At 40.9% G+C, this 12683-nt stretch carries 13 protein-coding genes; 6 read left to right on the forward strand and 7 right to left on the reverse strand.

Going from position 1 to position 12683, the window contains the following annotated elements:
* Positions 1 to 239 precede the first annotated feature (239 nt).
* From katG to A9267_RS16300, 4 genes are all read right to left on the reverse strand, one after another.
* Complete coding sequence (gene katG / locus A9267_RS16285) at positions 240 to 2420, reverse strand: catalase/peroxidase HPI (protein WP_065109921.1); 2181 nt, start codon at positions 2418 to 2420, stop codon at positions 240 to 242.
* A gap of 680 nt (positions 2421 to 3100) precedes the next feature.
* Complete coding sequence (locus A9267_RS16290; RefSeq protein WP_082972427.1) at positions 3101 to 3991, reverse strand: sterol desaturase family protein; 891 nt, start codon at positions 3989 to 3991, stop codon at positions 3101 to 3103.
* 9 nt (positions 3992 to 4000) lie between these two features.
* Positions 4001 to 4588 carry a hypothetical protein gene (locus tag A9267_RS16295; RefSeq protein WP_065109923.1) on the reverse strand — a complete coding sequence of 196 codons (588 nt, stop codon included), beginning with the start codon at positions 4586 to 4588 and terminating at the stop codon, positions 4001 to 4003.
* A 72-nt stretch (positions 4589 to 4660) separates the two neighbouring features.
* The gene (locus A9267_RS16300) at positions 4661 to 5245 is read right to left on the reverse strand and encodes a TetR/AcrR family transcriptional regulator (RefSeq protein WP_065109924.1); all 585 of its coding nucleotides are present in this window, start codon (positions 5243 to 5245) and stop codon (positions 4661 to 4663) included.
* A gap of 130 nt (positions 5246 to 5375) precedes the next feature.
* On the opposite strand from A9267_RS16300, the gene A9267_RS16305 reads away from it, so the two are divergent.
* From A9267_RS16305 to A9267_RS16315, 3 genes are all read left to right on the forward strand, one after another.
* A complete protein-coding gene (locus A9267_RS16305; RefSeq protein ID WP_065109925.1) occupies positions 5376 to 5576 on the forward strand; it encodes a hypothetical protein in 201 nt (66 codons plus the stop codon).
* A 12-nt stretch (positions 5577 to 5588) separates the two neighbouring features.
* A complete protein-coding gene (locus A9267_RS16310) occupies positions 5589 to 6755 on the forward strand; it encodes an aromatic ring-hydroxylating oxygenase subunit alpha (RefSeq protein WP_065109926.1) in 1167 nt (388 codons plus the stop codon).
* A 135-nt stretch (positions 6756 to 6890) separates the two neighbouring features.
* Positions 6891 to 7382: a phosphatase domain-containing putative toxin gene (locus tag A9267_RS16315; RefSeq protein ID WP_065109927.1), complete on the forward strand. Its 492-nt coding sequence runs from the start codon at positions 6891 to 6893 to the stop codon at positions 7380 to 7382.
* A gap of 369 nt (positions 7383 to 7751) precedes the next feature.
* Here the strand turns inward: A9267_RS16315 and A9267_RS16320 are convergent, their stop codons facing one another.
* On the reverse strand, positions 7752 to 7970 hold the full coding sequence (locus A9267_RS16320; RefSeq protein ID WP_065109928.1) for a DUF7661 family protein: 219 nt from the start codon (positions 7968 to 7970) through the stop codon (positions 7752 to 7754).
* 255 nt (positions 7971 to 8225) lie between these two features.
* On the opposite strand from A9267_RS16320, the gene gloA reads away from it, so the two are divergent.
* The 3 genes from gloA (at position 8226) to A9267_RS16335 (ending at position 11070) form a co-directional block, all read left to right on the forward strand.
* The gene (gene gloA / locus A9267_RS16325; RefSeq protein WP_065109929.1) at positions 8226 to 8603 is read left to right on the forward strand and encodes a lactoylglutathione lyase; all 378 of its coding nucleotides are present in this window, start codon (positions 8226 to 8228) and stop codon (positions 8601 to 8603) included.
* Between the two features lie 56 nt (positions 8604 to 8659).
* Positions 8660 to 9760: an alkene reductase gene (locus A9267_RS16330; RefSeq protein ID WP_065109930.1), complete on the forward strand. Its 1101-nt coding sequence runs from the start codon at positions 8660 to 8662 to the stop codon at positions 9758 to 9760.
* A 458-nt stretch (positions 9761 to 10218) separates the two neighbouring features.
* The gene (locus tag A9267_RS16335) at positions 10219 to 11070 is read left to right on the forward strand and encodes a DMT family transporter (RefSeq protein WP_065109931.1); all 852 of its coding nucleotides are present in this window, start codon (positions 10219 to 10221) and stop codon (positions 11068 to 11070) included.
* Between the two features lie 275 nt (positions 11071 to 11345).
* Here A9267_RS16335 and A9267_RS16340 read toward each other — a convergent pair whose 3' ends face one another.
* Both A9267_RS16340 and A9267_RS16345 read right to left on the reverse strand, forming a co-directional pair.
* The gene (locus A9267_RS16340; protein ID WP_065109932.1) at positions 11346 to 11894 is read right to left on the reverse strand and encodes a hypothetical protein; all 549 of its coding nucleotides are present in this window, start codon (positions 11892 to 11894) and stop codon (positions 11346 to 11348) included.
* A gap of 118 nt (positions 11895 to 12012) precedes the next feature.
* Positions 12013 to 12591, reverse strand: coding sequence for a hypothetical protein (locus A9267_RS16345; protein ID WP_065109933.1), 579 nt, complete (start codon positions 12589 to 12591; stop codon positions 12013 to 12015).
* Positions 12592 to 12683 lie beyond the last annotated feature (92 nt).

Genomic DNA, 12683 nt, shown 5'->3' on the forward strand with positions numbered 1-12683 from the left:
TGTTGAGAGTATGGAATGGTGGTTAAACGGGTAAGCGTTAAAAGTGTTTCGAATAAGAGAGTAATGGCGAATAATCATTTCAGTGGCGGAAACTGTCACTAATGACTAGAGCCAGTAATAGATAGAGTCTGTGAGGTAAATTAACCTTGCGAAAATACTAACTTGGCAAAATACTACCTTGGTAAAATAGAACCCGCGCGAGCATAAGGGGGCTCGCGCGGGTAGCTTAATCCAATAAATTATAAATCAAATCTATCGGCATTCATCACTTTGACCCATGCGGCAACAAAGTCATTCACGAACTTGGCTTTATTATCATCTTGCGCATAATGCTCACAATAAGCACGTAAGATGGAATTAGAACCAAAGACTAAGTCAACACGTGTCGCAGTCCATTTCTGAACCCCAGTTTCTCGTTCAACAATATGATAGAGGTTGTTAGCAACAGGCTTCCAAGCATAGTTCATGTCAGTGAGATTAACGAAAAAGTCGTTAGTTAACTTACCGACATTATCAGTGAACACGCCATGAGTCTCACCGCCATAGTTGGTGCCTAATACTCGCATGCCACCAATTAAGACCGTCATTTCTGCTGCTGTAAGCCCCATGAGTTGACTGCGCTCTAACAATAGCTCTTCAGCGGTCACAACATAGTCAGACTTTAACCAGTTTCTAAAGCCATCATGAATAGGCTCAAGAACATCGAATGACTCAGCATCTGTCATTTCAGCGGTTGCATCACCTCGACCTTGGCTAAATGGCACTGACACATTAACGCCTGTTTGAGCGGCTGCGTGTTCGACAGCGCAGCTACCGGCTAACACAATTAAATCAGCCATCGAAATGGATGAATTCTTTTGTGCTTTAATCGCTGCTAATGCCGCGAGAACTTTATTAAGCCGTTCAGGTTCATTGCCTTGCCATTGGTTTTGCGGCGCAAGTTGAATACGAGCGCCATTTGCACCACCACGTCTATCAGAACCACGATAGGTTCTGGCGCTATCCCATGCGGTAGTAATGAGTTCAGCCGCCGTTAACTCGCTTTGTAAAATAGCCGCTTTAAGCTCATTAATTTCAGTTTCACTGAGAGTATGAGGATTACTAGGGATTGGGTCTTGCCAAATTAGCTCTTCATTTGGCACATCATTACCTAAGTAGCGAGCTTTAGGGCCAAGATCTCTGTGAGTAAGTTTAAACCAAGCTCGGGTGAACACTTTGGCAAAGTAGTCGGGATCGTTATAAAAGCGCTCGGCAATTTTTCGATATTCAGGATCAAATTTTAATGCCATATCGGCATCGGTCATGATGGGATTATGGCGCTTAGTTGGGTCTTCAACATCAACTGGCATATCTTCAGGTTTGATATTGACCGGTTCCCATTGCCATGCACCAGCTGGGCTCTTGGTTGTCCACCAATCGTAGTTTAATAATAGGTGAAAGTATCCGTTATCCCACTGGGTAGGGTTTGTTGTCCAAGCGCCTTCAATACCACTGGTGACAGTATCACTGCCGATCCCACGGTGTTGTTTATTGAGCCAACCAAAACCTTGATCTTCGATTTCAGCCGCTTCTGGCTCAGGGCCTAATTGCGCTGCATCGCCATTACCATGACATTTACCCACAGTGTGACCGCCAGCCGCTAAAGCGACGGTTTCTTCATCATTCATGGCCATACGCGCAAAGGTGATGCGAACATCATGGGCGGTTTTAATTGGATCTGGCTTACCGTCGACCCCTTCTGGGTTAACGTAAATCAGCCCCATCATGACCGCTGCTAATGGATTATCTAAATCTCGCTCGCCAGAATAACGGCTATTTTCGTTATCACTGGTGGCGAGCCATTCTTTTTCAGCGCCCCAGAAAATATCTTTCTCTGGACTCCAGATATCTTCCCGTCCGCCAGCAAAACCGTACATCTTAAGGCCCATTGACTCGTAAGCCATGTTACCAGCAAGAATCATTAAATCTGCCCAAGATAAACTGTCGCCATACTTCTTTTTAATTGGCCAAAGTAGGCGGCGGGCTTTATCTAAATTGCCGTTATCAGGCCAGCTGTTCAAAGGAGCAAAGCGCTGGTTACCGCGGCTTGCACCACCGCGCCCATCGGCAATACGGTATGTCCCAGCTGAGTGCCACGCCATGCGGATCATTAAGCCCCCATAATGTCCCCAATCAGCAGGCCACCAGGATTGTGAGCTGGTCATTAGCTCAATTAAATCTTGCTTAACTGCATCTAAATCTAATGCATTAAACGCATCGGCATAACTAAAACTGTTGGGCATAGGATCGGTTTTAGTATCGTGTTGATGCAAAATATCGAGGTTAAGCGACTTGGGCCACCATAGCTGATCTTGGCTTTGTTGATTGGTGTTGCCCCCATGCATGACAGGGCATTTTCCGGCTGACTTTGAGCTATCCATAACGCTATTTCCTTGCTGAGTGATGTGATAAACATAATCAAGAACTCCCACTAAACTGGGTGACTTCTTGATTGAACGTACTTAAATCGTTGTTACCATTAAAAAAGACAGAGAAATGAAACGGTTATACAGGCTCGGCTAGTTAACAGATGGCTGAGCCTACATGTTAAAGCTGACTTTGAAGCCGTACTTGTGTTTTACCTTTTAGCGTGGGGTAAACACAGTAAGAAATATTTCAAAGCGGAATTATTGTATACGGCTGTTTTGACGTTTTATAAATCTAGATCAATATTTGGCCAATATCCTGTTGTTCTTTGCAGTCATTTACATTGGCAAGTCTTTAATATCTAAAAACAGTCAGTTAACGGGTTGGTGATGTATTTGGAGAGCGGCTCAAGTTGTAAGGCAAACGAGATTAATCGCTAGTTTTCTCGTTGCTATGTGTCAGCTGTTGCTTATGAGCCGCTATGAAGCTGGTCTGCGTCAATGAGGTTGATATCGAYGCAAAAACAAAAAAAAGCGAACGACAAGGTTCGCTTTTTGTGTCTTCATTTGCCAATCAAACGAAACGAATGCGGAAGCTTGAGGATAACCCGATTGCTAACTGCGGCTTAACCAAGACACTAAATGCCTGAACAAGACACTAAACCCCTTAACTAAAGACACTCAGTCTAAGCAGGCTAGTTTTTATTTATTTGTTCCTGCTGCCAAGCCCACGTTGGGGACTTTATCAGTAAGTGAATGCGGTAACGCCAGCTAGGGGCATGCCATAGCCGCTTGATAAGCGTGACGTAACCAGAAAAGAACACCTTAATGGGGTTTACTGTGTTTATTCTTGGGTAAACACCATACTTCACTGGTTCTTTTTCTTCCGCAAAAGTACCAAACATTTTGTCCCAAATAATGAACATGCCCGCATAGTTTTTATCGAGATATTGTTTATTGGTCGCATGATGCACTCGATGATGAGAAGGCGTATTAAATATGGCTTCTATCGGGCGTGGAAGTTTTTTCACTGTTTCAGTGTGCAGTAGTGTTTGGAATACTTGCACAATGATTTCTGCTAAAAAAATAACAAAGGGGTGAAAGCCTAAAAAGACTAATGGTAAGTAGAAGAACAACGGAAAAAACCAATCCATTGGTCCGTGTCGGTATGCCACCGAAATATTAAAATGGGGAGAGCTATGATGCACAGTATGAGTTGCCCAACCAAAGCCATTCATGTGTAAAAAGCGATGTTCCCAGTAATAGGCAAGGTCGGCAAGTAAAATACAACACAGTATTGTCCATCCCGTTATAGGAAGTTGTACTAGGCTAAGGTGTTCATAAGAAAAAAGAAATACGCCAGCATAACTCGCAGCAACAATCGTAATAATTAACCCAAATAGTCCTAGCGTGACAAAATTGGCTACGCTGTCCCCTAACAGGTTTTTAGTGAACTGCTTCTTTATTCCATATCGAAGCAGTTCAATAATAAATAACCCAATGGCGAGGACAAAAAACCAATTATCAATCCAGACCTCTAATCCCCACACATCATTAGGCGTAAACAGTTGTGATAAATAATCCATCATTGCTCCCTATTGATATGAAACAAGCATCGTTGTCGATGTTGCATTGCCGGAATTATCTAAAAAGTGAGTTTCAAGGACAAAGTTGACCGTTTTACTATAGTCAATTTTCTCCCAGGCTGTTGCCAATTGCGCAGCGGTATAAGCGTGTTCTGGCAAAATAATGTCGCCATTTTTTGTATCAATACTATATGTGTTGGGATGTTGTTTTAGTTCTTTTACATCATAGCCAATGGTGACATCAGCTCGCTGAAAGCTATTTGTCATTGCTGAATATAAGACAAATACTTTAGTGGGCTGCACAACTAATGAGGCATGTAACTCTGCTTGCTCATTGAATGTTTGCCAAAGCTGGTGGATATCAGCTATGGCAATGTTTTGTCTAATCCCCGCGATGTTAATTTGCTGATTAACCTTGATTGCAGGGGTTGAGTTTGAATCAACTGATGTAGGCTCGATAGTGTTTGACGTTATCGATTTATTGGGCTGTGGAGATGCTTGTATGAGCGCATTGGCATCAGGGCTTTGAAATAGAGCAGCGCCCCAGACTAATATCACTATCAATACCGAGGTTAATATCGAGTTGAACAAATTCATAAATGACACCTATACAAAAAATAGTCAGTGCAATTTACGTTTTTGGATATTTATTGTCAATATGAAAATTAACTATTTTAAAACAAGTTGCTCACACAGCAGAACAGATGATTGCTTTAACTTGTACATTTCTTCAAACATACCAAGAGGTAACAAGGATTCACTCATTAAATAGTTTGAATAAATACCATATGCAATTAATTCAATTTTTTCTTGGCTGATTTCTGGGTATTGAGCCGTAAACTCGGTAATTAAATGCTGTATAAACTCATGCATGATTTGTTGCTGATGCGCTTTAATGGTCTCTAACCTTTTAGCCTCTGAAAATATCGCTTCACCTATGACGGTGTTATTGACCATTTCCTTAGTTCTCGTGCTAAAAAGGCTATCTACAAGGGCTTGAGCTCTATTTGTTTTGGGGAGCCAATTGAGTACTTCTTGCCATTGTTGCGTGTATCGCAAGGTCCAACGTTCACTTAATGCGCAGATAATATCATCTCTATTACCAATATAGTGCCTCAAAATAGTACGCTTCATATTTGCGGTTTCGGCGATATTTTCTAAAGACGTTGCTTGAATACCTTTATCCAATATACACGCTTCGAGGGCATCGAGAATTTCTTCTCGACGTTGAGTCGCCATGCTCGGCCTTGCCATACCATTCTCCCTAGTCATCAAAGCTAACATGATAGCATTTTGATTTTAATTGTCACCTTGACAATTAACTTTGGTTCAATATAAGCTATAAATTGTCACAGTGAAAATAAACGTATTGGGGAGTGTGGTTATGTGGTTATCTTTACCTTGGTCTTATTGGTTAGGCTTTGCGTTAATTCTTTGGTTGCTATTCGACCTCGTTAGAGGGGAGGCGTATATCTGGGAGTCATATAAAAGAGACACTCAACCAGCCATGTATTGGTTTACCATGCTGATATGGACTGCCGTTGCAGCGAGTTGTTTTATTTATCCTTATTGGCCGTTTGTGTAGTGGCAGGAAAAAATGAATTCAAATAATGGTTTACCTATTGAAGCTTACATTGACTCTCACTTTTTTGAGTTAGAGCAGAAGCATATATTTTCAAATACATGGGCATTTGCTGGATTAATTGAGGACGTAAAAATCCCCGGTGATTACCTAACGGTGCAAGCTGGACTGAGTAACATCGTTATTATTAAAAATGAACATGGAGACCTGCTTGCTTACCATAATATGTGTCGCCATCGAGGGACCCAATTATTGGAAGGTAAAGGAAGTGGCTTGAAAAAGTTAACCTGCCCCTATCATGACTGGACATATCAGTTATCGGGTGAGCTTGTGTCCTTACCAAAATTCAGAAGTGAATTTGCTGGTATTGAAAAAGATTGTTTGAACCTGAAACCTGCCAATGTTGGGATTTGGCGAGGCATGATTTGGGTACACCCAGATCCCAATTCCACTTCTTTACAAGATTGGTTTGGACCAATAGAAAATCAATTAGGCCCCCACGAGGTTGAATCGTTAGTAGAATTTAAAGACAGTGTGGTTATTGAAGACATAAATGCTAACTGGAAGGTGATTGTTGAGAACTACATCGACCATTACCACCTTGCTCAGCTTCATGCTGGCACACTTAATATGTATAACCATAAAAAAGCTCAGTTTGGTTTTGTGGGTCAACATTTTAAATTCTGGGAGCCACTGACTGATGATTATCAACGCAACCTGCAACAAAATGCTGCCTCACCATTGGTTTATCAATCTGGACTGAACAATATTGGCGTGTGGGTGCCGATGTTATTTCCTGGAATCGGTTTAGCTGAATTGGAATCCTCTTGGTCTGTTTTTCACATTACTCCTATTTCGCCATCCAAGAGCAGGGTTATTGTTCGAACTAAAATGAAGGACAGTGGCACACTTGACTACCTTAAACAAAGTCTAAGTTCAGCGGCTTTTTGGGACAAAAAAGTGAAACCGAAATACGCAAGTTTCGATCAAAACCATCCTTTAGGATCGGCAGACTTTATGCGAGAAGATATTTACATATGCGAGCAACTGCAAAAATCATTCACTAGCCCACAATTTGAGTTTGGACCTAGTGCAAGTTTTGGAGAAGCGCCTATCCGGCAGCATCAGGAGCTTATTTGGAACATCATCAAACCCTATTGGGACTCAAGATTCGTTTCGTAAAAAGTTTAAATTACTTGTACAAATGAATGTATCAAGTGACATAATCTACTTAATACAACCTTTGAATTTTGGCAAACGATCTTACATCAATGTCGCCAATTACTGAAAATAATTCGCTAACATTAGGAGATGATAATGTCGACACATCCGTTTGATGCATTAACTTTGGATAACGGTGCTCAGCTGATTTTTACCCCTTGCCCTGGCACCAAAGAGGCGTCGTTGAGTGACTCTGTTGCCACATTAAAGCAAGCCGGCACAGATATGTTACTGACACTGATGTTTGATAAAGAAATGGCTGCTAATAACGCTGAATCTTTACCGACTGTGTGCAGCGATAATAATATCGTTTGGGCGCAACTTCCGATCCTTGATGATGCGGCACCGAGTGATGATTTTGAAGCTGCATGGGCAACATATCGATCGCAAATTTTGGCGCTGATTGCCAATAAAGGTAAAATTGCTGTGCACTGTAAAGGCGGAACTGGCCGAACAGGTTTGGTCATTGGATTGATTTTATTAGCTCAAGGCTGGCCAGTAGATAAAGTGGTTGCTGAAGTGCAAAATATCAGACCGAAAGCGCTAAAAAATCTTGTCCAAGTGGCTTATTTACATGCCTATGCATAGCTGATTTATTCAAGCTTGCCCTTGGGCGATGTGAGCGCGGATTTAAGTAAAAAAGCGAACCCAATGGTTCGCTTTTTTTGCGTGTAATATTCTGTGTCCAGTTCGAATAAGTCAATTTACTGAGTGGTTAAAAACCCTACATAAATGTCGAGCTGACAAATAATTAAACGTAATTAGCTCAATAGCGAACAGTAATCCAACAACGCTAGCGCATTAAAAAATCAGGTGACCGACCATCCTAATTAAATGGCTGAAACCTAGCACTGGTAAGGGTTTATGGCATAGTTTGTTATCTGAGCAATGAAGAGGGCACAGGCGAAATCAAGATAGATTAATGATTAATCTGTTGTGGTAAACCAAGATAGAGGATTACTTAATCCGGCTGACAGTTAGCTGATTGCCTTTGGCGTTCTCATGAAAGATATCCGCTAAATACTTATCCAGTTCAGATTCTGCTAAATCGGCGGGGATCACCACATCATAAATCCGAGAGCGCAATCCCGTTCCTGAATCTAAAAATAATTGCCATTCTTCGTTTTTACGCAGTACCGCCATGGGTTTGCCAAACACATCAAACGTTAAAAACATAAACCACTCCGATCTAAACCTTAGCTACAGTGTAGTGAAATGATCCCATGGGATCCATTGATATCGCAGGCACAATTTAAGTGATTTTTCCTGCTATTGAATGTCTCAGTTGATAACAAAAAATTATGATTATAAGAATAAATGCTAATTATATTTTTATATTTGATAGGCGTAAAATGATGTTATTCCCATTGAGGCACACTCAAGCAACAAGCTTAATGACTTTTGTTTGAGGCCAACTTTGTAAGGCAAATTATGAAATTTTTACACACAATGTTACGCGTCGCTGATCTTGATGCCTCTATCGAATTTTACACGAATGTGTTGGGTATGAAGGTACTTGAGCGTCACGAGAATAAAGACTATCGCTACACCTTAGTGTTTGTCGGTTATGAGCAAGGTGGCACCACAATCGAGTTAACCCATAATTGGGACACCAATGAATATGAAATGGGTAATGCTTTTGGTCATTTAGCCTTAGGTGTTGATGATATTTATGCCGCTTGCGACAAGATTAAAGCATTGGGCGGTAATGTCACTCGTGAGCCTGGCCCAGTTAAAGGCGGCGAAACTCATATCGCCTTTATTACAGATCCTGACAAATATCAGATTGAATTAATCCAATTAGATTAATTCAATCATATTTGCTTTCAGATTATTTTTGCCGTTTTCGATTTTAAGGAATTCCCATGAAAGACTCACTATTTCAAACGATACAGTTAGGTGAACATGCCCTAAATAATCGTATCGTCATGCCACCAATGACACGTTCACGTGCATCACAGCCAGGCAATGTCGCCAATGACATGATGGCGCAGTACTATGCTCAACGTGCGCAAGCAGGTTTGATCGTCGCCGAAGGCACGCAAATTTCAGCAATGGGCCAAGGTTATGCGTGGACGCCGGGGATTTACTCAGCCGAGCAAATTGCTGGTTGGAAGAAAACCACTGACGCAGTTCATGCTAAAGGCGGAGTGATATTCGCTCAGTTATGGCATGTAGGCCGTGTGACGCATCCTGAAAATATTGGTGGTCAGCAACCGATTTCATCGTCAGCGCTGAAAGCTGAAAATGTGAAAGTATTTATTGATGATGGCACAAACGCACCAGGCTTTGTTGATGTGGTTGAGCCGCGTGCAATGACCAAAGCTGATATTGAAGCTGTTATTGCAGAGTACCGTCAAGCGGCGCTGAATGCGATTGAAGCAGGTTTTGATGGTATTGAACTGCATGCTGCGAATGGTTATTTGATTAATCAATTTATCGATTCAGAAGCCAACAACCGCACTGATGAATATGGTGGCTCGATTGAAAACCGCCTGCGCTTTTTAAGCGAAGTGGTTGCAACCATGGTTGATGCTATCGGGGCTGATAAAGTGGGCGTGCGTTTAGCGCCGTTTACCTCGCTTAATGGCACCGTTGATGCAACACCTGTCGAGACTTACACCGCAGCTGCAGCATTATTAGAGACTCACAAAATTGTATATCTGCACATTGCTGAAGTTGACTGGGATGACGCGCCTGAAACGCCAATCGAATTTAGAATCGCGGTTCGTGAAGCTTATAAAGGGGTATTAATTTATGCGGGTAAGTATGATGCTGAAAAGGGCGGAGACGCCATTGATGATGGCTTAGCTGACATGATTGGCTTTGGTCGTCCGTTTGTCTCAAACCCAGATTTACCGAATAGAATTAAGCATGGCTATCCGTTAGCGGCACACGACCCAGCTACCTTATTTGGCGGCGATGAAAAAGGCCTAACCGATTATCCAGAGTACAGCCCGTCTTGAAAATTACTGGTTAGTTAACCCAGCCGTATTTAGGCTAACATAGACTAATAAATAGCAACCTCGCAGATGCAAGGTTGCTTTTTTATGTTTAATACGCCACACAATTACTGACAAATGAATTAACACAAACTCGATATAATTGTTGATTTCACAGTTTATTGATTCATTGTTCGTCAGCTGAGTCTTTATCGTTTATAACAACCTCAGTTTATTATTCGTCACTAGGGCCTGTTGAACTTTGCTGGTTAAGTTTTGTTCGAATTAAAAGTGTTTTAATTGAGATGGATGGATTGATGCCTTGATGCTTAGATGCCTAGTCATCTAGTCATCTAGTCATCTAGTCATCTAGTCATCTAGTCATCTAGTCATCTAAGCACCTTTTATTCACAAAGGTGCATCCAAAACTTGCGACAAAACAACCTTGAAAGATCAACCGCCCAGCCATTAAGAGTCTTTTTATGCGCGGAGCATTGTTTTTATTTATCGCCACCTTGTTGGCAGCATTTGGCTGGATTGCCTCGAAAATTGTGGTCGCTGAAATGCCCGGTGAAAGTTTTATTGCAAGTCGTTTTTTGCTGGCAAGTCTAGTGCTGCTGCCATTTTGTTATAAAAGTTTATGGCGACTTAGAGCCAAGCAAATCTTACTTGCTTGCTGTGTCGGCGTCTTTTTGGGGTTAGCTCTGCTGGTATGGGTACACGCGGTATCTGTGACTGCAAGTTTATCGGAAGGCGCATTTATCATGAGCCTAGCGATGATCATTGCACCGATGACAGCATGGCTATTGTTTAAGATTAAGCCCAACAAAGCCTTTTGGTACGCACTGCCACTCAGCGTAGTGGGGATGATGTTGATGACCTTGACCAATGGTTGGCAAGTGGATGAATCTCAGTGGTACTTTTTATTTGCATCAGCACTTTTATCGGTGCATTTTGTATTAAACAAAAAAATCAGTAGTCGTATAAAACCATTAGATTCCATTTGTTTGCAACTATTTACCGTGGGATTAGTGGGTGGCATTTACGTGCTCTTTACACAACCCGCCGCTTTAGAGCTAAACAGCACCTTACTGGCGTGGTTTGTTATATCGACAGTCTTTGCCACATCGATGCGTTATTTGCTGCAAACACTAGGACAATACTCGGTGAACATGGAAACAGCGGCACTCATCATGATCCTAGAGCCGATATGGACACTCATGCTGAGTGTATTGGTGCTTGGTGAAGCGATAGAAATTCAAAAACTGGCAGGTGGTTTGATCATCTTTTTATCTTTGTTTATGTATATTAAGTTATCTAAACGACCCAATTGATACCCGCTTAAAGAGTAGGCTTCAAGCTTGTTGGCACACTTTCACTGCTTTGAAATTGCACTCACAGCTCACTCATAAGCGAGTAGTGGGTGAGGTAGAAGAAGGATATTACGAGCAWTGCTAACTGATTTTTGGACAAAAATGCGTTAGAGCTTAAGCTCTGAAAAATGATTATTGGGATTAGGGACAGTATGGTAATCGGACATGCGATAACGCCTCATTAAGAGGCAAATAATTGTTGGCTAAAATCAGCGACGCGGGAGCAAAGCCAACTATTATTTGTCCTGCTTTAATGACTTGTTATGCTTTTCAAACTCGTCGGCAATGTAATAGTAGTCTTCAGCTAAAGCCTCTACCATTAAGTCGATATCTGCTTTGATAAATCCTAAAATCTGACTCTCAGAACCAGAAATAGATTTGGTTAATTTATATAAATTAACTCTATTAGTTCTGTGTATATTAGCCTCAACTCTTAGTGATATTAGGCCGGTATAAATTTTTTGTTTATCGTTATATCTGTCTAACTCAAGTTCAACAGACATAAAGTTATATTTAAACTCAAAATCGTCAATTTTTTCATTTGGTTTGATGGCACTTACCAGATTTCTGATTTTGAGTTTCACATATCTAGTTAAAGAATCTTGGCTTATAAACTTTTCTCCTGTTTCATTCACGTAAGCAGAAAAAGAAGTCTGACTATAATCTAGTAACCACCCATAATTTTTCAGAGCCTGAACTGGGTATTTTTGAGAAGGACGTTCCAATACAGCTGCATTCAATGTTAATGAACAAAGAAAAGCTACAATGGTGGTTATAAATTTCAAGGTAAACTCCTTTTCAGATAAAAAGCATAACGCCTCGTTAAGAGGCAATAAAATAGTTGGCTAAAATTAGCGACGAAGGAGCAAAAGCCAACTGTTTTTTGTCCTTTTAAACGACTTGTTAGGTGCTGACCTGGCTGTGTACTTGTTTTACAAGTGATTTTTCTGCTTTTAGTAAATTTGAATAAACTTTTTCAGCTGCTCCATTAGCATCTTTAGACACTTCATTTTGTTGTGTTTCATGACTGTAGTAGCTAGCCAATCCAACGCATTCAGTAAGTAAATCTTTTTGTTCGTCGTTCAGTATTGCGCCGTGACTAGATAAAAATTTATCTATAGATTTATTAATACGGGGAAAGCTTTGAGCAATTTCATCACATGCATCATACCAATCCATATTTTGGTCTCTTAGTGGTGGAAGAAAGCTCCGAATTATTGCTGTTAACTCTGATGTTGCCTCATATTCCTTTTCAAATAGAAACTCTGACTTTTTTAGCTTTATTTTATAACTCTCTGTTTCGTTAACTAACCCATTCTTAAGGTTTTCGAGGTCAGTTAAGAACTTTGATTTATCCTTTTCCATTAATCGATTAGCCCAAACTTTACCTAGCCAGCTAGATAGTCCAAATACAATTAAAGAACCCCCACCCAAAGTGGCTAATATTGAAGCTGATATTTTTAAAATTTCATCTAAGTTCATTGAAATACTCTTAAGCACCTAACAGCTTATTATATAGCTGCTCGATAATGTTCCTGTTAAAATTTAACTTAGTAGCAAGGGTACCAAGCCAA

It is taken from the genome of Shewanella sp. UCD-FRSSP16_17, from assembly GCF_001675935.1.
GTDB classification, from domain to species: domain Bacteria; phylum Pseudomonadota; class Gammaproteobacteria; order Enterobacterales; family Shewanellaceae; genus Shewanella; species Shewanella japonica.

What these genes read in the sequence shown, in the direction of transcription:
- A9267_RS16305 (WP_065109925.1), top strand. Translation starts at nt 5,376, where the DNA reads ATGTGGTTATCTTTACCTTGGTCTTATTGGTTAGGCTTTGCGTTAATT.
- A9267_RS16290 (WP_082972427.1), bottom strand. Translation starts at nt 3,991, where the DNA reads ATGGATTATTTATCACAACTGTTTACGCCTAATGATGTGTGGGGATTA.
- gloA (WP_065109929.1), top strand. Translation starts at nt 8,226, where the DNA reads ATGAAATTTTTACACACAATGTTACGCGTCGCTGATCTTGATGCCTCT.
- A9267_RS16330 (WP_065109930.1), top strand. Translation starts at nt 8,660, where the DNA reads ATGAAAGACTCACTATTTCAAACGATACAGTTAGGTGAACATGCCCTA.
- A9267_RS16315 (WP_065109927.1), top strand. Translation starts at nt 6,891, where the DNA reads ATGTCGACACATCCGTTTGATGCATTAACTTTGGATAACGGTGCTCAG.
- A9267_RS16335 (WP_065109931.1), top strand. Translation starts at nt 10,219, where the DNA reads ATGCGCGGAGCATTGTTTTTATTTATCGCCACCTTGTTGGCAGCATTT.
- A9267_RS16345 (WP_065109933.1), bottom strand. Translation starts at nt 12,591, where the DNA reads ATGAACTTAGATGAAATTTTAAAAATATCAGCTTCAATATTAGCCACT.
- A9267_RS16295 (WP_065109923.1), bottom strand. Translation starts at nt 4,588, where the DNA reads ATGAATTTGTTCAACTCGATATTAACCTCGGTATTGATAGTGATATTA.
- A9267_RS16310 (WP_065109926.1), top strand. Translation starts at nt 5,589, where the DNA reads ATGAATTCAAATAATGGTTTACCTATTGAAGCTTACATTGACTCTCAC.
- A9267_RS16320 (WP_065109928.1), bottom strand. Translation starts at nt 7,970, where the DNA reads ATGTTTTTAACGTTTGATGTGTTTGGCAAACCCATGGCGGTACTGCGT.
- A9267_RS16300 (WP_065109924.1), bottom strand. Translation starts at nt 5,245, where the DNA reads ATGGCAAGGCCGAGCATGGCGACTCAACGTCGAGAAGAAATTCTCGAT.
- katG (WP_065109921.1), bottom strand. Translation starts at nt 2,420, where the DNA reads ATGGATAGCTCAAAGTCAGCCGGAAAATGCCCTGTCATGCATGGGGGC.